Here is a 22,873-nt window from a genome sequence, read left to right on the forward strand (position 1 = left end):
AGCGCGGCGACCGACGACCGCGCCACCGAGCAGCTCGAGGCGGCCGGTCTCCTCTTCGGTGCGGCTGTGACGCACCGTGATCATCCCGGCGATCATCGCGACCCCGGCTCCGCCGAACGCTGTCATCTTCACCATCGCGATGGCGCCGAGCGACGTCGGGTCATAGATCCGTCCGAACATGGCGACGAGTGCAGCCGACGCGTTGACCGCGTCGGCTGCCTCGACCCTCGAGTCGAGCGTCGAGTACAGACCATTCACGGCCTGTGCGGATGCCACGGCGGCAAGCGCGAGCACCGAGGTCCACGCCGGAACGAGGATCCGGTCGCGTCGGAGGGCGAGCCGGAGGAGGCTGCACGTCCCTTCCGTCCCACGCGGTGCAAGCCTCATGGTGCGGGCGAGTCGGCCGGCTGAGCGGCCGTGGTCGCATAGTGACGCAGAAAGAGGTCCTCGAGGGTCGGGGGCTGGCTGCTGAGGGCCGTGACCCCCGCGGCGGTGAGTCGTTCGAGGACTGCCCCGAGCGCAGGGTTGTCCACCTGGCATCCGACTCGGAACCCCGCGCCGTCGAGGTGGTTCAGCACGAGATCGTGAACGCCGGGCAACCCGCTGAGGTCAGGTCGTCGTGCGACATCGGACTTCACCGCCACCCGGGTCAGATGCCGTAGATCCGCCAGGGTCCCGGTCTCCACAGTGACGCCCTGGCGGATGATCGAGACCCGATCGCACAGCGCCTCGGCCTCCGACAGGATGTGGCTCGACAACAACACGGTGCGGCCGTCCGTGCGCTCGGCCTGGATGAGCGCGCGGAACTGCTCTTCCATCAACGGGTCGAGCCCGGCCGTTGGCTCGTCGAGCAGCAACAGCTCGACGTCGGAGGCGAGCGCGGCGATGAGCGCCACCTTCTGCCGGTTGCCTTTGGAGTAGGCGCGGCCCTTCTTGGTCGGGTCGAGCTCGAACCGTTCGAGCAGGTCATCTCGACGTCGGTGATCAAGCCCACCCCGCAGCCGGCCGAGGAGGTCGATGACCTGACCGCCGGTCAGCTCGGGCCACAACGTGACATCGCCCGGGACGTAGGCGAGACGACGGTGCAGCTCGGCGCCGTCTCGCCACGGATTCCCACCGAGCACCGACACCGAGCCGCCGTCGGCCCTCAACATGCCGAGAAGTACCCGGATGGTGGTCGACTTCCCAGATCCGTTCGGGCCCAGGAAGCCGTGCACCTCCCCGCCGCGGACCTCGAGGTCGAGCCCATCGAGCGCCACGGTTCGTCCGAAGTACTTCTTCAGGCCTTGAACTTCGATCGGAGATGTCATGGGGCCCTCTTCGCGGTGGACACGGACCACTCATCAACCGGGCTGGTCGAACCGAATTGGCCGGACATGTCGCCTGGTCAGGCTAGACAGCCTCGTCCCGCCATACCGGCTCACGAGGATCGGCCCAGCTGAGAACCGCACGATGTTGCGCATTTCTTACACAGGACGCAGCGGATCAGGACGGGCCGCCGCGGAACGTCTCCCGTCCCGCCATCTCCCGGCACCGACGAGTCGCTCGACTCAGCCCCCGCCCGGCCCGTTCCTCGCAGTGCGCCCCGGCAGGAGGTTGACGGCGATAGTTTCACGGCATGAGTTCACCTGCGTTGATCTGTCTCGATGGTTCCGAACTGGCGTTGCAAGCGGCCGTCGCTGGCCTTGAGGTGCTGCGTCCCGACGCTGCGCTGAAACTGGTGGCGGTCATCGCCGAACCCGACCCCACCCTGGTGACCGGCGGCGGGTTCACCGGCTCCACCATGTCGGCGGAGGCCTTCGATGCGCAGAACGCTGCCGCCAAGGCCGACGCCGAAGAGATGCTGGCCACCGCCCAGCAGGCCCTGGGACTCGAGTCGGTCGAACATCAGGTGCTGATCGGCTCGCCCGGGCCGACCGTGTGCGCGTATGCGGAAGAGATCGACGCCACCGTCATCGTCATCGGGTCGCGAGGCCACGGTGGGCTGCGCCGGGCATTCCTCGGGTCGGTCTCCGACCACATCATCCGCCACGCCCACTGCCCCGTGCTGGTCAGCGGCCACGACGCCGTCGAGGAGGACGACTAACGCGAGCGCCGTCCGCATCGAGCCTGCGTGTTTCGGGCATCATGGGGACATGAACGACGTCATACTCGGCATCCTGGCCATCGCCATCGGCGCCCTCTTTGCGCTGCGCGGCTACCTCACCATGCGGGTGGTCATCCCGATCTGGGGATCCCTCATCGGCTTCATGCTGGGGGCGGGGGCCGTCGGTGCCGCCACCGACGCCAACTTCTTGTCCACCGCTGCTGCGTGGATCGTCGGCATCGCGCTGGCGGTTGTGTTCGCCTTCCTCGCCTACCTGTATTACGAGGTGTCGGTCATCTTGGCGATGGGCGGCATCGGCTTCATGCTGGGTTCCAGCCTCATGGTGGCGCTCAACGTCACGTGGGGGTGGGTGATCGTGCTCGCCGGCGTGGTCGCTGCCATGGCGCTCGGCCTGCTGGCGATCGTCGGTGAACTCCCCATGCTGCTGTTGACCCTGCTGACAGCCGCCGCCGGATCGGCCGCCGTCGTCGGCGGCATCATGTTGCTGGTCGGCTCGATCGACACCACCGACGTTGCGCAGCTGGGCGTGGTCGGCGCAATCGACGACTCCCCGCTGTGGTGGGTGCTCTACGTCGTGATCCTGCTCATCGGCGTCTTCACCCAGTTCCAGGCCCTGGACGGCGTCCGAGGCACCCTGCGCGAGCAGTGGGACAGCGACGGCGGCAAGTACCTGCGACCAAGCTGAGCCCCGGTCCGGTGACGCTGCGCGACAGTGCCGCGGCCCGAGCGGCACGACCCGATGGCCCGTGCAAGGCTGGGGTCATGCGACGACTGCGACATCGGCGGGCGACGGCGCCGTCCTCAACCGAACGGGATGGAGCGGCCACCTCGCCGATCCACCCGCCCGCCGGCGGAACCCCGGCTGCCATCGACCCCAAGCAGGCGGCGATCATCCTGCCCGCCTTCGTCCTGTCGATGGCCGCCGAGGCCATCGTGTTGAAGGATCGACCCAAGCGCACCTTCGGGGACTTGAACGATGCGTCCCGCGAGGAGCTGTCCGACCCAGAGCTGCCGGCCGATCCGCTCGTTCCCGTCGGCTACGAGCGACGGGACACCGCAGCCAGCCTGGGGATGCTGGCGGGCAACCTGGTGGCCAATGCGGCGACCTTCGGCATCACCCATCGCATCGACCGGTGGGCCTATCGCCACCGCATCGCCAACCTGGGTTCGACCAGGTACGGCTTCGCCGCTGCGATGCTCACCTGGGACTTCCTGTACTACTGGGATCACCGTTGGATGCACGAGGTGCGGTTGTTGTGGGCCAACCACGTCAGCCACCACAGCTCCGAGCGCTACAACCTGTCGACGGCGTTGCGCCAGCCGTGGTCTGGCATCCTCACCCATTGGATCTTTTTGCCCATGCCCCTGCTGGGCTTCACCCCGGCGATGACCTCCCAGGCAGGGCTCTACAACCTCCTGTACCAGTACTGGGTGCACACCGAAGCGATCGACCGGCTGCCAGCACCGGTCGAGGCGGTGATGAACACTGCGTCCCACCACCGGGTACACCACGGGGTTAACCCTCAGTACCTCGACAAGAACTATGCCGGCATCTTCATCGTGTGGGACAAGCTGTTCGGTACGTTCGAGCCCGAGGTGCGACGGGTCAAGTACGGGCTGACCAAAAACATCGACACCTTCAACCCGGTGCGGATCGCCTACCACGAGTTCGCCGACATCGCCCACGACGTGCGCTCGGCCAAGGGGCTCCGTAACAAGCTCGGCCACGTCTTCGGTCGCCCCGGCTGGACGCCGGGTCGGCCCGACGAGCGCCGCATGCCCGAGGCCGTCACCACCGCTGCGTGATCGGACGGCCACTTCCGACGGCGGCGAACGCTCTAAGTTGAGGGCTGCGTCACCCGGGTAGGGATCGGGTGACCGAGCGAAGGAGGGGAACGCGCTGTGGCTTTAACCGACGCCGAGTCCGAACGCCACGGGCCGGGACCCGCCGGCCCCCTCGACGGGCCGGCTCACCGTCACGACGAGAGCAGCAAATCTGCCCGGGCGAAGGCGCTGTGGGGCAGGCTCACCGATGCGCTGCCAGTGCTCGATCAGCTGACCGGCGGAGGCGGCGACCCGCTCGGCGAGGGAGCGTTCAGCACCCGCACCCGCGAGCTGTCGTCCCGAACCGCCGATGCCGACCAGGTGACCACGTCGGTGTGTCCGTACTGCGCAGTCGGGTGCAGCCAACGGGTGTACGTGCGCGAGGGCCGCATCACCAACATCGAGGGCAACCCGGACAGCCCGATCAACCGGGGACGGTTGTGCCCCAAAGGGTCGGCCACCTTTCAGCTGGTGACCGGCACCCACCGCCTCGACACCGTGCTGCACCGGCGACCGGGCGCCACCGAGTGGGAGCCGATCGCGCTCGACGATGCCATGGACCGGGTGGCTGCGCTGATCGCCGAGACCCGCGACCGCACCTGGGAGGAGTCCGACGCCGACGGGCGGCCGCTGCGCCGCAGCCAGGGCATCGCCTTCATGGGCGGCTCCACCCTCGACAACGAGGAGTGCTACCTGCTGGCCAAGTTCTGGGCCCAGCTCGGCGTGTTGCAGGTGGAGAACCAGGCCCGCATATGACACTCGGCCACCGTCCCCGGTCTGGGGACCACGTTTGGCCGGGGTGGTTGCACCACCTACCTCCAGGATCTGCCCAACGCCGATGCGGTGTTGATCATCGGCTCCAACTTCGCCGAGGCCCATCCGGTGGGCTTCCAGTGGGCGATGGAGGCCCGCACCGCCGGCACCAAGATCATCCACGTCGATCCGCGCTTCAGCCGCACATCGGCCTCGGCGGATCAGTTCGTGCCGATCCGGCCCGGCACCGACATCGCCTTCATCGGCGGGCTGATCAACTACGTCCTCACCGGTGAGCGGTACTTCGCCGAGTTTGTCGATGCGTACACCAACGCTGACCACATCGTCGCCGAGGGCATCGAGTTGCCCGACGAACTCGACGGGCTGTTCAGCGGCTGGATGAGCGACGAGGGCCGGTACGACACCGCCACCTGGCAGTTCGAACGGGATGAGTCCGGGGCGATCGCCTCCGACCCGACGCTCACTCACCCTCGCTGCGTCATGTCGCTGCTCCGGCGCCACTACGCCCGCTACACGCCCCAGATGGTGTCCGACATCTGCGGCATCTCACCGGAGGCGTTCGCCCGGGCGGCCGGGACGTTCACCTCCGCGTCGGGCCGGGACCGCACCGGCATGATCTGTTACGCCGTCGGGCTGACCATGCACACCAAGGGCGTGCAGAACATCCGCTCGCTCGGGGTGCTCCAACTGCTGCTGGGCAATATCGGCCGGCCGGGCGGGGGCATCCTGGCCTTGCGGGGCCACGCCAACGTGCAGGGGGCCACCGACCTGCCCGTGCTCTACGACCTGTTGCCCGGCTACCTGCCCAAGCCCAACGCCGACGACACCGACCTGGCCACCTACCTCGAGCGGGTGACCAAGGCGTCCGGCTGGTGGGCCAACACGCCCGCCTACACGGTGTCGCTGCTCAAGGCCTGGTTCGGTAATGCCGCCACCGACGACAACGACTACTTCTTCGACCGTCTGCCCCGGCTGACCGGCGACCACAGCTACATGGTGACCCAGGCGGCCATGGCTGACGGCGCGGTCGAGGGGATGATGGTCGCCGGCGAGAACGTCGGCGTGTCGTCGGTGCACGGTTCTTTGCAGCGGTCGGGCTTCCGCAAGCTGCGCTGGATGGTGGTGCGCGACCTCACGATGATCGAGACCGCCGAGTTCTGGAAGCGCGGCGAGGAGTACGACTCGGGCAAGATCGATCCCGCCGATGTCGACACCGAGGTGTTCCTTTTCCCGGCGGCCGCTCACGTGGAGAAGGAAGGGTCCTTCACCAACACTCAGCGCATCCTGCAATGGAAGGACCAGGCGGTGCAGCCCCCTGGGGACGCCCGCAGCGAGCTGTGGTTCGTCCATCACCTGATGGCCCGGCTGAAGAAGATCTACGCCGGCAGCGACGATCCCAAGGACGCCCCGATTCTCGACGGCACCTGGGACTACACCACCGAGGGGCCGGTCGACGAGCCGGCGGCCGACGAGGTGCTCGCTGAGATCGGCGGTTTCGGACCGCACGGGCCGCTCGCCTCATTTGGCGAGCTGCGCGACGACGGCACGACGGCGGCCGGCGCGTGGACCCATGTCGGGGTCACGGCAGGCGGCGACAACCACGCCCGCAACCGCGACGGCACGCCGGGTGAGCGGGGCGCCGCCCTCGACTGGGGCTGGGCCTGGCCGGCCAACCGCCGCAACCTGTACAACCGGGCCTCGGCCGACCCCGAGGGCCGCCCCTGGTCAGAAGAAAAAGCCCTCATCTGGTGGGACGAGACGGCCGGGCCCGAGGGCGCCGGGGCATGGGTGGGCCACGACACGCCGGACTTTCCCATCGACCGGGCGCCGTCGTATCGACCCGGTCCCGACGCCACCGGCACCGACCTGATCGCCGGCGACCAGCCGTTCATCATGCAGACCGACGGGCTCGGAGCACTGTGGGTGGCAGAGGGCCTGCGCGACGGGCCGCTGCCCACCCACTACGAGCCGCTCGAAGGCGTGGCCCCCAACCGCCTGTACCGCCAGCAACACACACCGGAGCGCACCCAATGGGACCGCCCGGACAACCCGTACCACTGGGCCTACGACGACCCCCGCTTTCCGTTCGTGCTGACCACCTACCGGCTGACCGAGACGTTTGGGTCGGGCACGATGGCCAACCGCAACCTGTCGTGGCTGGGAGAACTTCAGCCGGAACTGTTCTGTGAGATCTCGCCCCAGTTGGCCGAGCTACGCGGCATCGAGCACGGCGGGTGGGTGACGATGAAGTCGCTGCGGGCCGAGGTGGAGATGCGGGTGCTGGTCACCCGACGCCTGGTGCCGTTGCAGGTGGCGGACCGCACCGTGCACACGGTGGGCCTGCCCTACCAGTGGGGCCGAACCGGGCAGATCGGCGGGGCGTCCCCCAACGAGCTGCAGAAGATCTGCGGCGAGCCCAACGTGACGATCGAAGAGTGCAAAGCGATCACGATCGACCTTGTTCCCGGTCGGGTGGCTCGCAACCTTCGCGCCGGCACCGACGGACCGTTGCAGCCCGAACCCGACGGCGAGGCCCCGGCTCGGGACCTGCCCAGCGTCACCCGGCCCGCCGGGCCGCACGGCGTCACCATGGCCGCCGACAAGCTGGGCGGCGCACCCGGCGCCTCCACACCCGGCGCTGCTACCCCCAACCAACCCTCGGAGGATCGCCGATGAGCTCCGCCCCGGCCAACACCGGCGAGCGCTCGCCGACGCCGACGCTGCGCACGACCACCGCCAACGATCCGGTCACCGGCGAGGCGCGCCGGGTGGGCTTCTTCACCGATACGTCGGTGTGCATCGGCTGCAAGGCGTGCGAGGTGGCGTGCAAGCAGTGGAACCAGCTGCCAGACGACGGCTTCAGCCTCACAGCCAAGAGCTTCGACAACACGATCGAGCTGGGTGCGACGACGTGGCGGCACGTCGGGTTCATCGAGCGGGACGAGCCGGTGTCGGGCCAGGAGACCAACCTGGGGGATCCGTTCTCGTGGCTGTTCATCGCCGACTCGTGCAAGCACTGCGAGGACGCCGGGTGCCTCGACAACTGCCCGACCGGCGCTCTGGTGCGCACCGAGTACGACACGGTGTACGTGCAGAGCGATATCTGCAACGGCTGCGGCACGTGCGTGGTCGCCTGCCCGTTTGGGGTGATCGACCGGCACCCCACCGATGGGCGGGCCTGGAAGTGCACCATGTGTTACGACCGGCTGCGCGGCGACGAAACCCCGGCCTGTGCTCAGGCGTGCCCCACCGAGGCGATCGCCTTCGGGGAGCTGGACGAGCTGCGCCGGCGGGCCGATGTCCGCCTCGCCGAGTTGCACGACCGCGGGGTGAGCGAGGCCCAGTTGTACGGGGCGGACGACGACGACCTCCCCGGCACCCGAGGGCTGCACGCCTTCTATCTGCTGTTGGATTCCCCCGACGTGTACTCCCTGCCTATCAATCCGGTGGCGCCGCAGAACACGGTCGACGAGAGCTGGAAGTCCATGGCCGGGGCCCTCGGCGCCATGGCTGTCGGCGTCGCCGTGGCGATGCTGTCCGTACGGCGGACCCGATGAGTGAGGACGGGAGCGACAGTTCAGGTCGGAACAAGTCGACCAACTCGCCGGGCACGGGGACGCGTTCGAGTGTTGCCGGGACGGGTGGCGCCGCGACGCCGCCCGACATCGTGATGAAACACGCACCCGGCAGCTGGCAGGCCCTTGCTGCGGGTGAGTTCGTCAGCGACGGCCGCAACGTCGATACGCGGCGGGCCGAGTTGTCCGGCGAAGCCGCCGACCTGGACGCCGGCTCGCGGGTGGGCGACCGAGGTCACCTCGGCGACCCGTCACAGACCACGGTGGCCGAGGAGGCCAGCAAGCGGGTGGTCAAAGCGTCGCGCTGGACCTGGGAGGTGCCCGCCTACTTCGCCATCGGGGGCATGGCCGGGGCGGCGGCCGCCCTATCGGCCGGGGCGCAGCTGGCCAAGCTGGGTGGCACCGACCGTCGGATGGTGCAGTCCGGCAGGCTCATCGCCCTCGGCGGCACGGTGGTCGGCTCGGTGTTGCTGGTCGCCGACCTGGGTCGCCCCGAACGGTTCTGGCACATGCTGCGCGTGTTCCGCCCCAGCTCACCGATGAACGTCGGCTCGTGGGTGCTCGCCGGGTTTGGCACCGCGTCGGCCGGTGCCGCCGTGCTGGGACGCTCCCGCAACCGTCAGCTTCGATTCCTCGGCGACACCGCCGGGATCGCCGCCGGGCTTCTCGGCCTGCCGATGGCCGGCTACACCGGCGTACTGCTGGGTGCCACCGCCCAGCCGGCCTGGTGGCACGCCCGAAGATGGCTGCCCAGGCTGTTCGTCGCCTCCGCCGCCTCGGCCGGAGCGGGCGCGCTGGAGTTGATCCCGATGTCGCCTGCCGAGGAGCGGGCGGTGCGCACGTTCGCCATCGGGGCCCGTGCCGCCGACCTAGTCGTGGTCAAGGCGATGACCCGGGATCTGGCCGACCACCCCGAGGTGGCCGATGCCTACGAGGCCGGCCGAGCGGGTCGGCGCATGAAGGCGGCCGAGGCGCTCACCGCCTGTGCGCTGGCCGCTTCGGTGGCCTCAATCAAGGTGCGTGCCCTGCGTCCCCTTGCTGGAGCACTTGGCCTGGCTGGGTCGCTCGCCACCCGCCTGGCGGTGACCGACGCTGGAGCATCCTCAACCCAACCCGTCTGAGGCCGCTCACTACCTCGGTTCAGGCCCGGTTTGGCCCGCTCAAAGGCCGCTGCCCGCTACTCTCGCTACAGGCCAACTCGAAGGGATCAAGCATGAATGCGCGCCCACTCATCGCCGCAGGAGTGCTCATCGGTTCAACAGCCGGATGCAGCTTTTCTTTCTCAATCGGTAGCGACACCTGCGCCGACTTTGCCAACTACACGGCCGAGGAGAAGCAGAAGGCGGTGGAGGAGATCTACGAGCGAGGCGATCCGTCGGCTGACAATCCGACAGCTTCCGACCTTAACCTGCGCCTACCTTCGCTCGAGACCTACTGCGACAAGAATCCCGACGACAAGCTGTCTGACCTGACGCCTGACTGATCGGTCACCGGGTCGCTGGAAGCCGGATACCGTTGGACCGATGACCGATGCCTCCACGCCGTCCGCCAACCGCAGTCAGGTGAAAGTGGTGCTGTGCGACGACCACCCGATCTGGCGCTCAGGCGTGCGAGCTGACCTTGGGGCCAACTTCTGGGTGGTCGGCGAGGCCGGCGACGCCGACGAGGCGATCGCCGTCATCGGCGAGACCCAGCCCGACCTGGTGGTGTGCGACCTGCACATGCCCAAGGGCGGCGGCATCAAGGTGGCTCGTGAGTGCGGCGAGGACAGCAAGGTGGTGATGCTCACCGTTTCGGAGCAGGAACGCGACCTGCTCGACGCAGTCGCCGCCGGCGCCGCCGGCTACCTGGTGAAGTCCACCCCGCCCGACGAGCTGCGCGACGGCCTGTGGCGCGCCGCCCAGGGCGAACCGGTGTTTAGCCCGGCCTTGGCCGCCTTGGTGCTGGGCGAGTTCCGCCGTCTGGCCAAAGGCACCGAGAGCCACTCGGCGCTGTCGGACCGCGAGCGCGAGGTACTCACCTACGTCGCCCGTGGCCACACCTATAAGGAGATCGGCGCCGAGCTGTTCATCGCCGACAAGACCGTCGAGAACCACGTGCGCAACATCCTGTCCAAGCTGCACCTCAACCGGCGCCAGGAGCTGATCCGCTATGCGGTCGAGCACGGTCTGGACTGAGCCGGCCGAGGCTCAACCCAGCGGCTCGAGCAGCTCCAAGCGGTTGCCGAACGGATCGTTCGCGTACACCCGGTCGTAGCCCTCCAGCGGCTCGTCGACGACAACGTCGACCCCGGCGCCGTGCAGCCGCTCCACGAGCGCCCCCAGCCCGTCGACAAGCAGTGCCGGGTGGGCCTTGCGGGCCGGGCGAAAGTCGGCCTCGACCCCGAGGTGAACCTTGAGCGGTCCATCCTCAAACCAGCATCCGCCCCGCTTGGCCAGGTGCATCGGTTTGGCCACCTGCGAGATGCCGAGCACCCCGGAGTAGAAGGCGACGGCCTTGTCCTCCCCGCCGGCGGGCATGGCGAGCTGCACGTGATCGATACCGACGATGCCCATCGTGAGATGATGGCCGACGGCCCAGAACATCGCACGCACTGTGCGGTGAACACCACGTGAGGATTCGATGCGACCGACCACCCCCGACTTCCAACCAAGCCGTCGACGATGAGCGGATCGAACCGGCTCGCCGTGCGGGTGGGCGGCTACGCGCTCGCCACCCGTGACCATGAGGGCTCACTGGAGATCCTGCTCACCCGCTGCGGGCCCGATGCGCGGTTCCCGGGCCAGTGGGCGCTTCCCGGTGGCGGCATCGAGTGGGGTGAACACCCGCGCGACACCGTCGTGCGGGAGGTTGCCGAGGAGACGTCGCTCGACAGCGTCCCCGGGCCGCTGCTGACGTCCTACGCCCGGCGCGTCGCCGCTAAAGGCAGCTTTCCCGAAGGCATGGCCATCGGGATGATCTTCGCCGCCCGCGTTGCGGACGGCACGCCCGTGCTGGTCGAGAACGACGGCACCAGCGATCTGGTTGCTTGGCACCCGATGGACGCTCTGCCCGAGCTGGCATGGAACGCCGAGGCGGCGGTCGACCTGGTTCGAGCCGGCGCTCGCTCCCCGCAACCCGCCGACGATCAGCCCGGCCCGGGCCTCGGCATCCCCCACCGGCCTCGCAGCTCACGGCGGCGCCTCGGCGCCTACGCCATCGCCACCAACCATGACGCCGACGTCCCCCGCATCCTGTTGGTCAAGCTGGCGATCGACGACCCCGAAGCCGGCTGTTGGAACCTGCCTGGTGGCGGCGTCGAACCGGGTGAGTCCCCGCTGGAGGCGCTGCACCGAGAGTGCTACGAGGAGACCGGTCTGGCGCTCACCAACGTCACGATCCACGACGTCGACTCACGGGTGTACGAGTCCTGGGGCACCATGCAGATCAAACACAACGTGGGGGTGATCTATCGGGGCACCGCTCGAGGCGCACCCGAGATCATGGAGACCGACGGAAGCAGCGCCGAGGTCGCTTGGTGGCCCTTCGACAAGGCCGCCGACCTCCCGCTGACCATGCTGACCCGCGGGGTGCTGGCCGGGGAGCTGCTCCGCTCGGCCGAGGGGTAGCCGACCGGACACCGGCACCTCACTGCGTCGGCGGGGCCAGGGCCAGGCGGCCCGCTCGGCGCAGCGACCCGGCGCTGCGCAGCGCACGGATCAGCTGCGGGAATCCCCCCAGCGCCACGCGGCGCACCCGCTGATCCTCGAGCGGCGTGGTCAGGCCGTAGCTGGGCACCTCCACCTCGGGCTCGTAGGTGCCGAACAGCCGGTCCCAGATCATGGTGTGGCCACCGAAGTTCTTGTCCAGGTACTGCGGGTTGGAGGCGTGGTGGACCCGGTGGTTGGACGGGGTGGTGAACCAGCGATCGAACCAGCCCAGCCGGGTGATCATCTCGGTGTGTTGAAGCTGGCCCACCATCAGGCTGAAGGCCCCCATCACCGGGTACATGATCGGCGGAAACCCCAACAACGGGGCCCACAACCCGGTGAACGGCTTGTAGAACACCTCGGTCCAGGGCATGCGCACGGCGGTCACAAACGTCAGCGACTCGGCCGAATGGTGCACCTGATGTGAGGCCCACAGCACCGACACCCGATGCTCGGCCCGGTGGATCCAGTAGTAGGCGAAGTCGCCGATGATCCAGTACGCCAGCCAGGTGAGCGGGCTACGCCACGACCAGTCGAAGATGCCGACGTGACGGTACAGCCAGATGTAGCCGGCGACGGCGGCCGACCCTGCGGCGGCCACCTTGACCGCCATGTAGCCGATCCCCACGCCGACCGACGTGGCGCTGTCCCGCCGATTCCACCGGCCGGCCCGGATGCTGACGACCAGCTCGATGACCACCAGCGTGAGCACCGACCCGAACAGCACGGCGTTGGCGTTGACCGGCAACAGGTTGCCGGTGGCCGGGTCGAGAGCGAGGGTTAAGGCGGGAATCGCTGGCATGACCCCATCGTGCGGTCACGACAGCCCCCAGACCATCGGGGCAATCCCCCAAACCCGCCTGGGGTCACCCACCGGCCAGCCGAAACCGAGGAGTCAGCCCGCTGATCACGTACGAACTAGATTGAATCTCACTTCATTGCTCCAACGGGAGGCCCCAAACGATGACCAACGAACCGCCAAACCCAGCAAGTGACGAACCCCAGCAGGAGGGCTCACCCCCCGGTCCAGGACAGGAGCCGCCTGCTCCCGGCCCGCAGCAGCCACCTCCGCCCGAGTATCCGGGGCAACAACCGCCACCCGGTGGCTACCCGCAGCAACCGCCTCAGCCCGGCTATCCGGGGCAACAACCTCCACCCGGTGGCTACCCGCAGCAACCGCCCCAGCCCGGGTACCCGATGCAGCAACCGCCACCCGGTGGCTACCCACCGCAACAGCCTCCCGCCAAGAACAACTCGGGATGCATCAAGATCGGCCTCATCGTTCTTGCGGTGCTCGCCATCCTGGGGTTGATCGGCGGCGGTTGTCTGGTGTTTGGCCTCAACCGGGCGGTCGACGAGATTGAAACCCAGACCGGCAAGGCCGACCCCTCGGACTACGAGCTGACGGGGCCCGAATGCAGCAATGATGAATTCGCCGGCCCGACGGCCAATGGCACGCTTAAGAACACCTCGGGCGAGTCCCAGGCGTTCGAGGTGTCGGTGCGGTTCACCGACGCCGACGGCAACCTCATCTCCGAGGACACGACGTTCACCGACTCAATCGACGCCGACCAGACCGCCAACTGGGAGGTGACCACCTTCGAAACGGCGGAGGGCGACATCAGCTGCGAAGTATCCGAGGTGAACTACTCCCTCTTCGACGGATAGCCGCCCACCAGCCGCCCTTAACAGCCATCCGCAAGCCCAAAACTTGGGCACCACCCCGAACTGGGGAGTGGACTCGACCGTCAGGCGGTCATTTCAGCTCCCGAGTACCAGACCCACCCCGAACTGGGGAGTGGGCTCGACCGTCTGGCGGTCGTTTCCACTCCCGACTTCCGGAAGGTGGGCGTGGGGGGTGGGGCGTGGGCTCGCGGTGGGGTGAGCTGTGAGGGTGTCGCGCCGGATGGGCGCTACTCGGGGGGTGCCGGCGCCTCGGGGGTGTCGCGGCGGATGGTGAGGTCGATCGAGGGTTCCGGACGCAGGGTCGGAAACAGCACCACGTCGCGGATCGACAACGAGTTGGTCAGCAGCATGATCAGCCGATCGATGCCGATGCCGAGCCCCACCGTGGGCGGCAACCCGTACTGGAGCGCCCGCACGTAGTCCTCGTCCACCGTCATCGCCTCGGGGTCACCCGCAGCTCGGGCCTCGGCCTGCTCAGTGAAACGGGCCAGCTGCTCGTCCGGGTCGGTCAGCTCAGCGAAGCCGTTGCACAGCTCCCGCCCGGCGACGATGCACTCGAAGCGCTCGACGTAGCCCGGTCGGTCGCGGTGCGCCCGGCTGAGCGGCGACACCTCCACCGGGTAGTCGGTGACAAACGTCGGCTGGATCAGCGTGTGCTCGATCAGTTTCTCGTACAGCTCCAACAGCAGCTTGCCCGGCCCATCGCCGTCGTCGTAGTGGACGTCGTGGGTGTCGCACAGCTGGCGCAGGCGTTCGATCGGGGTGTCGACGCCGATCGTCTCGCCGACCGCCTCCGACGTCAGCTCGTCCATCGGCGCCCGGCGCCACGGTGGGGCCAGGTTGAGCTCGTGCTCACCGCTCTGCACCGTGGTCGTGCCCAGCAGTTCGGCGGCCAGGTGGGCGACCAGCTGCTCGGTCAGCTCCATGTAGGTGTCGGAGTCGCCGTAGGCCTCGTAGCTCTCCAGCATGGTGAACTCGGGGTTGTGACGGGTGGAGATGCCCTCGTTGCGGAACACCCGGCCGATCTCGAACACCCGCTCCATGCCGCCGACGACCAGCCGCTTCAGGTACAGCTCGGGGGCGATGCGCAGGTACAGCGGCAGGTCGAGCGCCTCGTGGTGGGTCTCGAACGGGGTGGCCAGCGCGCCGCCGGGCTGGCTGTGCAGCATTGGGGTCTCGACCTCGAGGTAGTTGCGATCCTCGAAGAAGCGGCGGATCAGCGACACCGCCCGGCTGCGCAGCACCAGCGCATCACGGGCCTCCTCGGTGGTCCACAGGTCGACGTAGCGCTGCCGGTAGCGGGTGTCGGTGTCGGTCAGGCCGTGCCACTTGTCGGGGAAGGGGCGGCGGGCCTCTGCCAGGCGCACCCAGTCGTCCACCTTCACCGACAGCTCGCCGCGGCGGGTGGTCATCACCTCGCCGGTCACGCCGATCCAGTCGCCCAGCGACAGGCCGGCGAAGGCATCGAAGTCCGGCGTCGACGCCTTGGGGGCAAACAGCTGGACGCGACCCGTGCCGTCGGCCAGCGTGCCGAAGCCCAGCTTTCCCTGGATGCGGCGCAGCATCAGCCGGCCGGCCACGGTGATCGTCTCGCCGGTTTCGGTGCCCGGCTCCAGGTCGCCCCAGCGGGCCCGAACGTCCTCGGACGGGGTGACCCCCTCGAAGGAGTACGGCTGAGCCAGCCGCCCGCTCGCCTCGGCGTTCTCGGTCGCCTCGGTAACAGACGCCTCGGTGGCAGCTGGGTCGGGCCCAGCTGCCTCGGCCGTGGGCGAGTCGGGCGTTGGAGAGTCGGAGTTTGGGTCGGTCACTGGTTCTTCTCCCAGATGAGGCGCAGCCCGTGGAGTGTGATCCACGGGTCGAGGTGGTCGAGGGTGTTGGCGTGCGGAGCGATGACGTCGGCCAGCCCGCCGGTGGCAACGATGGTGGCCGTTCCGCCCAGCTCCTGGACAATTCTTTGCGTCATGCCGTCGACCATGGCGGCGGTGCCGTACAAAACGCCGGACTGGATCGACTCGACCGTGGTGCGCCCCACCACCGATCGGGGCGGCACCAGCTCGACCCGTCGCAGCCCTGCCGCTCGGCCGAACAGGGCGTTCAGGCTGATCTCGACGCCGGGGATGATCGCCCCGCCCAGGTAGGCGCCGTCGGCCGAGATCACGTCGAAGGTGGTGGCGGTGCCGAAGTCGACCACCACGGTCGGCCCGCCGTAGCGGTCGAGCGCACCGACGGCGTTGGCCACCCGGTCGGCACCCACCTCGGTCGGGTTGTCGTAGCGGATCGGCAGGCCGGTCTTCACGCCGGGTCCGACCACCACCGGCTCGATGCCAAAGCGGTGCTCGCACATCTGGCGCAGCTCGGCGGTCACAAAGGGCACCCCGGAGCTGATGGCGATGCCGTGCAGTTCGACGTCGGCGTCCAGGTGATCCTCGGCCGACTCGAGCAGTTGTCGCAGCACCATCGCCAGCTCGTCGCTGGTGCGATCCGCCTCGGTGGAGATACGCCAATGGTCGACCAGGTCGCTGTCGTCTGCGCCGCTGCTGGGCAAGCCGGGCGAGCCGTCCCCACCGACGGGCACGGCCTCCCGGTACAGGCCGACCATCGTCTGGGTGTTACCGACGTCGATGGTCAACAGCACGGCGACGCTCCGGTTCGGGCCGCAGGTCGCACCTGCGCAGCGCTCGCTCCCAGCGGCCGCACTAGGCCTGTGCTCACTAGGGCTGTGCTCACTAGGGCTGTGCTCACTTGGACTTCTTCTTGGATTTCTCCAGTTCCCTGCGCACGTTGGCCACCATGCGCGCCGCCGACATCGAGAACGACCCCTCGCGGTAGGCCGGATAAAAGATGGCGCCCGCCAGGATCACGTTGACCTGTAGCTCGACCTCGGTCCGGATCATCTCGTACTGGATGTCGCCGGACGGGCCGATCGGCACGTCGACCACCCGCTCGGTGCCCGACCACACCGCCCCGATCACCAGCGAGGCCACCGCCATGAGTTCGTCGGTGGTCAGGTCGCGAGCCTGGTGGAAGCGGGCCAGATCGGTGGCCAGCTCGCTGATCCACAGCTGGATCTCGCGCCCCAACGCCATGCGCAGAGCGCTGGAGCCGCCGAAGCGCTCCTTGGCGATGAAGCGGAAGTGTTTGGGGTGTTCGCGTGCGTATCCAAGGAAGGTGACCACCGAGTTCTCGACCAGCTCGGCGGTCGACACCGGCTGGGCGCGGATGGCCCGCATCACTTGGCGCAGCTCGGAGAAGCTCTCGTCGACGAGCACCAGCCCCACCTCGCCCATGTCGGCGAAGTGGCGGTAGAAGGTGGCGGGCACAACTCCGGCGTCGCCGGTGATCTCACGGATACTGATGTCGGTGAACGACTGATCACCGGCCAGGCGTTCCAAGGCAGCGTCCAACAGCGAGCGGCGGGTGCGCTCCTTCTGCTCGCTTCGGCTGCCGGTGGCAGCTGCGCCGGAGCGAGGCTTGGCCGGCCGCTTGACGGTGGATGCTGCCTTGGCCGATCGGCCGGGTGCCCGGGTGCCGCTCGGCGCCTTTGCGGGCGAGCGCCGCTTGGCAGGGGCACCGGACCCCGCACGCCTGGCGGGAGCCGGCGCCGCCGTCCGATCGGGCGTCTTCGCCGGATCCGCATCACCCGAAGGCTGACCGTCGGCCGAATCGGCACCGTCAACCTCGCCGGCGGCCGCCGACCCACCCCGCCGGGAACTCATCGTGCGGGTGAAGGGTTGGGAAAGGTCACGACGTGAACGGTAGCGGTCGCGGCCCAACGCGGGCGCCGATCGGAGCTGAGCAACTTTTCAGTGAACACCTGTTGACTGAAACCTCAAACACCGTTACAGTGCACACATGTTCACTCAAACCCGCCCCGTCCTCCGCCGGGTTGCCGACGCCTTGTCGAGCCCGCTGCCGGTGGATGCCTACCTGGGGCTGCTCGACCCGCTGTGGTCATCCACCTCGTTGAAGGGCCGGGTGGTGTCGGTCACCCCCGAGACCCACCGCAGCGCCACGATCACCATCCATCCCGGCCGCGGCTTCGGACGCTACGAGGCCGGCCAGTGGGTGACGGTCGGCGTCGAGATCGACGGCGTGCGCCACCGACGCTGCTATTCGCTCACCTCCAACCCGGAGCGTTCGGAGGGCCTCATCTCGATCACGGTGTCGGCGATGCCCGAGGGGCTGGTGTCCAACCACCTCGTCTACGGCACCGAGCCGGGCGACTACCTCACGCTGGAGCAGCCCTCCGGCGACTTCCACCTGCCCGCCGACCGCACCAACCCCATGCTGTTCATCACCGGCGGCTCGGGCATCACCCCCGCCATGGGGATGATCCGCACGCTGGTCGGCGCGGAGGAGTGCCACGACGTCGTGCTGTTGCACCACGCGCCCGACGCCTCCGAGACCATCTTCGCCGCCGAACTGGCCGAGCTGGACAAGCGCACCCCGGGCCTCACCGTTAACGTCGCCCACACCGGCGTTGGTGCGCCGCCGCCCGAGCTGGCCCTCACCGTCGAACGCCTCGACCGGGAGTGCCCGGACTGGCGCAGCCGCACCGCATGGGCCTGTGGCCCCGCGCCGATGCTGGACGACGTCGAGACCGCGTTCGGCTCGGCCGACGTCGCCGACCGCCTCAACATCGAGCGCTTCGTTCCCAAGGCGCGCCCCGCTGCCGCCGGTGGCGAAGGCGGCCGGGTGAGCTTCACCAGCTCCGGCGGCGACACCGTGCTCGACGGCTCGACCACCCTGCTCGACGGCGCCGAGGCCGCCGGCCTCTCCCCCGCCTCCGGCTGCCGCATGGGCATCTGCCACACCTGCGTCGTGCCCCTCGAGTCCGGATGCGTGCGCGACGTGCGCACCGGTGAGCTCACCTCCGACCCCGGCACCCACGTGCAGGTATGTGTCTCAGTCGCCGCCGGCGACGTCGAGATCGCCCTGTAACCCCACCGGCTCCACCCCCACGCCAGACCCCCTTCACCGCACCTCACGATCGGAACCACATGACCGCAACCATCTCCCGCCCCCTCTCCACCCAAACCCTCCCGACTCGGCGCACCGATGCCGACAACACGGCCACCGAGCGCAGCACCGACGCACCCGACACCAAGCCCACCCCCCGGGCCGGCGGCCTTACCCTCGAGCAGTCCGAGGCGTTCGGCGCCGCCATGGACGAGCTGCGCGAGCAGGTCCGTGCCGACCTGGGCACCGTCGACGCCAACTACATCCGCCGGGTGATCGCCGCTCAACGCAAGCTGGAGGTCGGTGGCCGTTTGGCGCTGTTCGGCTGGTTCCTGCCGCCGCTGTGGGTCGCCGGTGCCGTGTCGCTGGGCCTGGCCAAGATCATCGACAACATGGAGATCGGCCACAACATCATGCACGGCCAGTACGACTGGATGCGTGACGATGAGATCAACTCCCGGGTGTGGGAGTGGGATCACCCGTCGGTGTCCGAGCATTGGAAGCACTCCCACAACGAGGAGCACCACACCTGGACCAACGTCATCGGCCGCGATCGCGATGTCGGCTACGGCACGCTGCGCATGTCCGAGGATCACCCGTGGAAGCCGGTGTTCCTGCTCAACCCGGTGCTCGCGACAGTGATGGCGTTCAACTTCGATCACGGCATCGCCCTCCATGAGATCCACTTCGAGGAAATCCAGCGGGGCCGACGATCGTTTGCCGACGTGAAGCCGCTCCTCAAGGAGATCGGCCAGAAGTCGGGCAAGCAGGCGCTGAAGGACTACGTGCTGTTCCCGGCCCTCACCGGCCCCGGGTTCCTGCCGGTGGCCGGCGCCAACCTCACCGCCAACCTGATGCGCAACCTGTGGACGTTCGTGATCATCTTCTGCGGACACTTCCCCGACGGGGTCGAGCAGTTCCCCGAGGACATCATCGAGGGCGAAACCAGGGGCGACTGGTATGCCCGGCAGATCCTCGGGTCGGCAAACATCGACGGCAACCAGTTGTTCCATCTGATGACCGGCAACCTCAGCCACCAGATCGAGCATCACGCGTTCCCAGACATCCCCGCCCGTCGCTACGCCGAGATGGCGCCCCGGGTGCAGGAACTGTGCGAGGAGTTTGGACTGGAGTACAACAGGGGCGGCCTGATCCAGCAGTTCGGCACGGTCGTCCGCAAGATCGGCGCCTTGGCCCTGCCCGAGAGTTTCGGCCCCAAGGCCTGGTACCGCAAGATCTTCAGCCGCTGATTGCTCGCCGCTACCAGCGGACGTCGAGCCCGGCCAGCGCCACGAATGCTGAGTCTCCACTGAGCAGGATCGCGTGTTCGAGCATTGCCTGGGCTGCCAGCATGCGGTCGAACGGATCGCGGTGATCCCAACGCAAACCTCCGGCCCGCAGCGCGTGTTCCGGCGCCACGGAAAGGTTGACCGCGCCAAGCGTGTCGACCGCCGCGCGGTACTGGGCGACGATGGGCTCCGCCTCGGGAAACTTGCCAAGTCGGGTCTTGGTTGCCAGCTCCCAAGCTGTGGCCGCCGACACCCAAATGTCGGTCGATGGCTCCTCGATCAAGGCCCTCGCCTCAGCGCCGAGGCGGGAGGGTGCACTCACCGCCCACACCAGCGCGTGGGTATCGAGTAGCACCTTGGTCATTCCCAGCTGGCCAGTTCCTCGTCGGACAGAGGTTCAAACAGCGCATCGGGGACGTCGAGCGGCAGAAACCCGAGCCGACGCGGTGGTGGTTCGTCGATTGGCACCAGCCGGGCGACCCGACGTCCGGACCGGGCGATGACCACATCATTTCCAGCAGCAGCCGCATCCAACAACTCGGACAGCTTGGCCTTCGCCTCGGCAACATTCATTTGGATGACCATGGTAACCAAGTCTAGTTGGTCACATCGAGGTTTGAAGCCAAGTCGTACGGTGATCTCCATGATGCACCTGTTTGCCAGCCTGCCTGCTGCCCGATCAGCCGAGTCCCTTCGATGATCTCCCACCTGCCGGTGGTGACCGATGGGCCAGCGGGCGACGCTCCGTACGCCGGGATGTCGGCGGACCACCCGATGCGAAGGGTCACGCTGGCTGCCGCGTTCGCTCCCGGCAGTTGGACCGACGAACGCCGCCGACGGGTCACCGAGCTGTTCGATGGCCTGGCGGAGGACTGGTCGAGCCGCGATGTGACCGGCCGGGAGGCGCCGATCCTCGACGCGCTCGACCGGGGGCTGGCGGCCGCTCCGGCGGCCGAGCGCCGTATCGCCCTCGACGTCGGGGGCGCCGACGGGATCAACAGCCGCCATCTGACGCCGGTGTTTCCCGAGATGATCACGCTGGACCTTTCGCTGGAGATGCTGCAGCGTTCGGCTGGGCGGGCGCCCTCCCGCGTGCAGGCCGATGGTTCGTGCCTGCCGGTCTCCGACCGATCGGTCGATGCGATCTTCTTGATCAACGCCTTCCTGTTTCCTGGCGAAGTCGAGCGGGTGCTGGCGCCGAGCGGGGTGCTGATCTGGGTGAACTCCCGGGGCGCCGCTACACCGATCGGCCTGCCGGCCCCAGACGTAGACCGAGCGCTGCCCGGTGCCTGGTCGGGCGTCGCCTCATCGGCCGGCTGGGGTACCTGGTCGGTGCACTGGCGAAGCTGAGGCTCAGCCGTCGCCGTTGCTCACCGCCATCACGGTCCCACTGGACCCGGACCGTCCGGACACCCTCGTGTGGCGACGCTCGGTTCACCGGTCATTCGCTGGCTCACGACACTGCCTTGTCGGCCGCGACCCAGGTTGCGTGGAACCCGTGGGGCACCCGCTGGGGTAGCTCGATCGTCGCCACCGGCTCGGCGGCGAAATCCTGGGCGGCCAGGATCAGCAGGTCGCTGCCGTCGCGCTCGGCGTTGTAGCTGTAGGTGAACACATAGCCGTCGTCCTCGGCGTCGCCGGTGGGCACGAACAGCCCCTCGTCACATACCCGATCGGCGCCCGGGTTGAAGTACTCCTGGGTGAAGGTGTCGAAGTCGTGCTTGTACAGCCCGCCCAGCTGCACGGTGTCGGGGTTGGCGACCGCCTCGATCATGTAGCCGTAGCGGTAGGGCCGCCCCACCCGCCGGGGATCCCTGCTGGGCAGGTCCATGTGCAGGTCGGCCTCGAGGGTCTCGTCGGAAAACGCCAGTTCTTTGCCGGCAGTGTTGATGCGCCAGCGATGCAGCTCGGGTGCCTGACCCAGCGGGCCGGCCTCGAACATCGTTTCGAACTGGCTGACGTCGACGACGATCTCGTCTCCGTCCCGAAAAGCGTTGATGCTGTGGAAGACGTAGGCCGGCGGCACCTCCACCCAGCGGATGTCGGCGTTGGTCCCGCCGAGGGGCATCACCCCGATTCGGGCGCCGTACTCCGGTTCCCACCGGAAGGGCAGGCTGGTCCCTTCGGCCGCCAGCGACAGATCGAGCACGACCGGAAACTCCCAGAACACGACGTCGCGATCGGTGATGGCGAAGTCGTGGACCATCGTCGATCTGCCCACCTCGATCTGCGCCGAGTGGATCAGCTGACCCTGGGCATCGGCGACGTGATAGGTGAGAAAGGGCTCGAAGAGCCCGTACCCGAAGAAGTGCAGCTCGCCCGTCTCAGGGTCAACCTTCGGGTGTGCGGTCATGTTGGTGTCGAGCTTGCCGGCGAAGTCGTGAACGCCAATCGTCGACAGGTCCCCGGGCGACAGCTCGTAGGGAAATCCGATCTCACCCGAGGTGAACAGCCGACCATTGTGAGTGAAGGCCGACACGTTGCTGTAGCCGATGTCGGCGCCGGGTACCCCGGCGTCGGCGATCCCCCCGCCGCTCTCGAACAGGGTGGTGTGCACCCAGCGGTTGGCATAGGACCGGGCCTGTCCATCCTCAAGATGCACGCCGTGCACCATTCCGTCGCCGACGAACCAGTGCCCCGATGTACCTGCCCGGCTATTGGAACCGTTGCGCACGTACAGCCCGGCCAGCGCCTCAGGGATCGAGCCGGTGACCTTGAGCGAGGTCGACGCCACCTCATCGACCACGGGAGCAAAGTTGCCCTGCAGCCACCACGGCGTATCGCCGGCGACTTCGATGAGCGCACGCGTGGTCGACGGTGCGGCAGCGGTCGACGAGGCGCTGGCACCCACCTCGGTGCCGCTTCCGCCGCAGGCGGTCAGCAGGCTGGGGAATGCGGCGAGGCCAACGGCGCCGCCCCCGGCTCGGGTGAGAAACTGCCTTCGGTTCATGGGCCGCTGCTGCACAGCGA

Annotated in this window: 22 protein-coding genes and 1 pseudogene; 13 read left to right on the forward strand and 10 right to left on the reverse strand. The window is 68.3% G+C overall.

All coding sequences use genetic code 11. The features are described from left to right. A pseudogene (locus PKD89_RS11850) lies at positions 1-276 on the reverse strand (ABC transporter permease); the annotation flags it as partial. A 107-nt stretch (positions 277-383) separates the two neighbouring features. Beyond that, positions 384-1,310, reverse strand: coding sequence for an ABC transporter ATP-binding protein (locus PKD89_RS11855; RefSeq protein ID WP_289011251.1), 927 nt, complete (start codon positions 1,308-1,310; stop codon positions 384-386). Between the two features lie 308 nt (positions 1,311-1,618). Here PKD89_RS11855 and PKD89_RS11860 point away from each other — a divergent pair, with 308 nt between their 5' ends. From PKD89_RS11860 to PKD89_RS11895, 8 genes are all read left to right on the forward strand, one after another. Further along, positions 1,619-2,086, forward strand: coding sequence for a universal stress protein (locus PKD89_RS11860; protein WP_287379517.1), 468 nt, complete (start codon positions 1,619-1,621; stop codon positions 2,084-2,086). Between the two features lie 49 nt (positions 2,087-2,135). Then, a complete protein-coding gene (locus PKD89_RS11865; RefSeq protein WP_287379516.1) occupies positions 2,136-2,792 on the forward strand; it encodes a DUF4203 domain-containing protein in 657 nt (218 codons plus the stop codon). A gap of 77 nt (positions 2,793-2,869) precedes the next feature. After that, the gene (locus PKD89_RS11870; protein ID WP_289011250.1) at positions 2,870-3,913 is read left to right on the forward strand and encodes a sterol desaturase family protein; all 1,044 of its coding nucleotides are present in this window, start codon (positions 2,870-2,872) and stop codon (positions 3,911-3,913) included. Between the two features lie 207 nt (positions 3,914-4,120). After that, on the forward strand, positions 4,121-7,381 hold the full coding sequence (fdnG, locus tag PKD89_RS11875; protein ID WP_289011256.1) for a formate dehydrogenase-N subunit alpha: 3,261 nt from the start codon (positions 4,121-4,123) through the stop codon (positions 7,379-7,381). Beyond that, entirely contained in the window at positions 7,378-8,262 is an 885-nt protein-coding gene (locus tag PKD89_RS11880) for a 4Fe-4S dicluster domain-containing protein (RefSeq protein WP_289011249.1), read from the forward strand. Before fdnG ends, PKD89_RS11880 begins: the two co-directional genes overlap by 4 nt. Continuing rightward, positions 8,259-9,401: an NrfD/PsrC family molybdoenzyme membrane anchor subunit gene (gene nrfD / locus PKD89_RS11885; protein ID WP_289011248.1), complete on the forward strand. Its 1,143-nt coding sequence runs from the start codon at positions 8,259-8,261 to the stop codon at positions 9,399-9,401. The genes PKD89_RS11880 and nrfD overlap by 4 nt, the downstream gene beginning before the upstream one ends. Before the next feature lie 92 nt (positions 9,402-9,493). Continuing rightward, on the forward strand, positions 9,494-9,763 hold the full coding sequence (locus tag PKD89_RS11890) for a hypothetical protein (protein WP_287379512.1): 270 nt from the start codon (positions 9,494-9,496) through the stop codon (positions 9,761-9,763). Between the two features lie 40 nt (positions 9,764-9,803). Beyond that, positions 9,804-10,457, forward strand: a complete 654-nt coding sequence (locus PKD89_RS11895; protein WP_289011247.1) for a LuxR C-terminal-related transcriptional regulator — start codon at positions 9,804-9,806, stop codon at positions 10,455-10,457. 12 nt (positions 10,458-10,469) lie between these two features. On the opposite strand, the gene PKD89_RS11900 is transcribed toward PKD89_RS11895, so the two are convergent. Continuing rightward, positions 10,470-10,835 (reverse strand): VOC family protein, encoded by a 366-nt coding sequence (locus tag PKD89_RS11900; protein WP_349257346.1) that lies wholly within the window; start codon positions 10,833-10,835, stop codon positions 10,470-10,472. Between the two features lie 108 nt (positions 10,836-10,943). Between PKD89_RS11900 and PKD89_RS11905 the strand changes: the two genes are divergently transcribed. Further along, entirely contained in the window at positions 10,944-11,888 is a 945-nt protein-coding gene (locus PKD89_RS11905; protein WP_289011246.1) for an NUDIX hydrolase, read from the forward strand. Between the two features lie 19 nt (positions 11,889-11,907). On the opposite strand, the gene PKD89_RS11910 is transcribed toward PKD89_RS11905, so the two are convergent. Further along, entirely contained in the window at positions 11,908-12,771 is an 864-nt protein-coding gene (locus PKD89_RS11910; protein WP_289011245.1) for a sterol desaturase family protein, read from the reverse strand. 395 nt (positions 12,772-13,166) lie between these two features. On the opposite strand from PKD89_RS11910, the gene PKD89_RS11915 reads away from it, so the two are divergent. Beyond that, positions 13,167-13,637, forward strand: coding sequence for an FxLYD domain-containing protein (locus tag PKD89_RS11915; RefSeq protein WP_287390803.1), 471 nt, complete (start codon positions 13,167-13,169; stop codon positions 13,635-13,637). A 245-nt stretch (positions 13,638-13,882) separates the two neighbouring features. On the opposite strand, the gene lysS is transcribed toward PKD89_RS11915, so the two are convergent. The 3 genes from lysS to fabR all read right to left on the reverse strand — a co-directional run bounded on the left by lysS (position 13,883) and on the right by fabR (position 17,371). After that, on the reverse strand, positions 13,883-15,463 hold the full coding sequence (gene lysS, locus PKD89_RS11920; protein WP_289011243.1) for a lysine--tRNA ligase: 1,581 nt from the start codon (positions 15,461-15,463) through the stop codon (positions 13,883-13,885). After that, positions 15,460-16,290 carry a type III pantothenate kinase gene (locus tag PKD89_RS11925; RefSeq protein WP_287379504.1) on the reverse strand — a complete coding sequence of 277 codons (831 nt, stop codon included), beginning with the start codon at positions 16,288-16,290 and terminating at the stop codon, positions 15,460-15,462. Before PKD89_RS11925 ends, lysS begins: the two co-directional genes overlap by 4 nt. A gap of 103 nt (positions 16,291-16,393) precedes the next feature. After that, on the reverse strand, positions 16,394-17,371 hold the full coding sequence (gene fabR / locus PKD89_RS11930) for an HTH-type transcriptional repressor FabR (RefSeq protein WP_289011241.1): 978 nt from the start codon (positions 17,369-17,371) through the stop codon (positions 16,394-16,396). A gap of 136 nt (positions 17,372-17,507) precedes the next feature. Here fabR and PKD89_RS11935 point away from each other — a divergent pair, with 136 nt between their 5' ends. Both PKD89_RS11935 and PKD89_RS11940 read left to right on the forward strand, forming a co-directional pair. Next, entirely contained in the window at positions 17,508-18,596 is a 1,089-nt protein-coding gene (locus PKD89_RS11935) for a ferredoxin reductase (protein WP_289011240.1), read from the forward strand. 224 nt (positions 18,597-18,820) lie between these two features. Then, entirely contained in the window at positions 18,821-19,864 is a 1,044-nt protein-coding gene (locus PKD89_RS11940) for an acyl-CoA desaturase (protein WP_349257347.1), read from the forward strand. A gap of 10 nt (positions 19,865-19,874) precedes the next feature. Here the strand turns inward: PKD89_RS11940 and PKD89_RS11945 are convergent, their stop codons facing one another. Both PKD89_RS11945 and PKD89_RS11950 read right to left on the reverse strand, forming a co-directional pair. After that, complete coding sequence (locus PKD89_RS11945; RefSeq protein ID WP_289011238.1) at positions 19,875-20,267, reverse strand: type II toxin-antitoxin system VapC family toxin; 393 nt, start codon at positions 20,265-20,267, stop codon at positions 19,875-19,877. Then, a complete protein-coding gene (locus tag PKD89_RS11950; protein ID WP_289011236.1) occupies positions 20,264-20,488 on the reverse strand; it encodes a type II toxin-antitoxin system Phd/YefM family antitoxin in 225 nt (74 codons plus the stop codon). Before PKD89_RS11950 ends, PKD89_RS11945 begins: the two co-directional genes overlap by 4 nt. 111 nt (positions 20,489-20,599) lie before the next feature. Between PKD89_RS11950 and PKD89_RS11955 the strand changes: the two genes are divergently transcribed. Next, positions 20,600-21,253 carry a class I SAM-dependent methyltransferase gene (locus tag PKD89_RS11955; protein ID WP_289011235.1) on the forward strand — a complete coding sequence of 218 codons (654 nt, stop codon included), beginning with the start codon at positions 20,600-20,602 and terminating at the stop codon, positions 21,251-21,253. Positions 21,254-21,356: 103 nt separating this feature from the next. Here the strand turns inward: PKD89_RS11955 and PKD89_RS11960 are convergent, their stop codons facing one another. Further along, positions 21,357-22,868, reverse strand: a complete 1,512-nt coding sequence (locus PKD89_RS11960) for a carotenoid oxygenase family protein (RefSeq protein WP_289011234.1) — start codon at positions 22,866-22,868, stop codon at positions 21,357-21,359. Between the last annotated feature and the right edge of the window lie 5 nt (positions 22,869-22,873).

The organism is Candidatus Neomicrothrix sp. (genome assembly GCF_035329545.1).
Classification (GTDB): domain Bacteria; phylum Actinomycetota; class Acidimicrobiia; order Acidimicrobiales; family Microtrichaceae; genus Microthrix; species Microthrix subdominans.

Excerpts from the sequence above, each read along its gene's own strand:
- PKD89_RS11855 (WP_289011251.1), bottom strand. The coding sequence starts at position 1,310 with ATGACATCTCCGATCGAAGTTCAAGGCCTGAAGAAGTACTTCGGACGA.
- PKD89_RS11860 (WP_287379517.1), top strand. The coding sequence starts at position 1,619 with ATGAGTTCACCTGCGTTGATCTGTCTCGATGGTTCCGAACTGGCGTTG.
- PKD89_RS11865 (WP_287379516.1), top strand. The coding sequence starts at position 2,136 with ATGAACGACGTCATACTCGGCATCCTGGCCATCGCCATCGGCGCCCTC.
- PKD89_RS11870 (WP_289011250.1), top strand. The coding sequence starts at position 2,870 with ATGCGACGACTGCGACATCGGCGGGCGACGGCGCCGTCCTCAACCGAA.
- PKD89_RS11880 (WP_289011249.1), top strand. The coding sequence starts at position 7,378 with ATGAGCTCCGCCCCGGCCAACACCGGCGAGCGCTCGCCGACGCCGACG.
- nrfD (WP_289011248.1), top strand. The coding sequence starts at position 8,259 with ATGAGTGAGGACGGGAGCGACAGTTCAGGTCGGAACAAGTCGACCAAC.
- PKD89_RS11890 (WP_287379512.1), top strand. The coding sequence starts at position 9,494 with ATGAATGCGCGCCCACTCATCGCCGCAGGAGTGCTCATCGGTTCAACA.
- PKD89_RS11895 (WP_289011247.1), top strand. The coding sequence starts at position 9,804 with ATGACCGATGCCTCCACGCCGTCCGCCAACCGCAGTCAGGTGAAAGTG.
- PKD89_RS11900 (WP_349257346.1), bottom strand. The coding sequence starts at position 10,835 with ATGGGCATCGTCGGTATCGATCACGTGCAGCTCGCCATGCCCGCCGGC.
- PKD89_RS11905 (WP_289011246.1), top strand. The coding sequence starts at position 10,944 with ATGAGCGGATCGAACCGGCTCGCCGTGCGGGTGGGCGGCTACGCGCTC.
- PKD89_RS11910 (WP_289011245.1), bottom strand. The coding sequence starts at position 12,771 with ATGCCAGCGATTCCCGCCTTAACCCTCGCTCTCGACCCGGCCACCGGC.
- PKD89_RS11915 (WP_287390803.1), top strand. The coding sequence starts at position 13,167 with ATGCAGCAACCGCCACCCGGTGGCTACCCACCGCAACAGCCTCCCGCC.
- fabR (WP_289011241.1), bottom strand. The coding sequence starts at position 17,371 with ATGAGTTCCCGGCGGGGTGGGTCGGCGGCCGCCGGCGAGGTTGACGGT.
- PKD89_RS11935 (WP_289011240.1), top strand. The coding sequence starts at position 17,508 with ATGTTCACTCAAACCCGCCCCGTCCTCCGCCGGGTTGCCGACGCCTTG.
- PKD89_RS11940 (WP_349257347.1), top strand. The coding sequence starts at position 18,821 with ATGGACGAGCTGCGCGAGCAGGTCCGTGCCGACCTGGGCACCGTCGAC.
- PKD89_RS11945 (WP_289011238.1), bottom strand. The coding sequence starts at position 20,267 with ATGACCAAGGTGCTACTCGATACCCACGCGCTGGTGTGGGCGGTGAGT.
- PKD89_RS11950 (WP_289011236.1), bottom strand. The coding sequence starts at position 20,488 with ATGGTCATCCAAATGAATGTTGCCGAGGCGAAGGCCAAGCTGTCCGAG.
- PKD89_RS11955 (WP_289011235.1), top strand. The coding sequence starts at position 20,600 with ATGATCTCCCACCTGCCGGTGGTGACCGATGGGCCAGCGGGCGACGCT.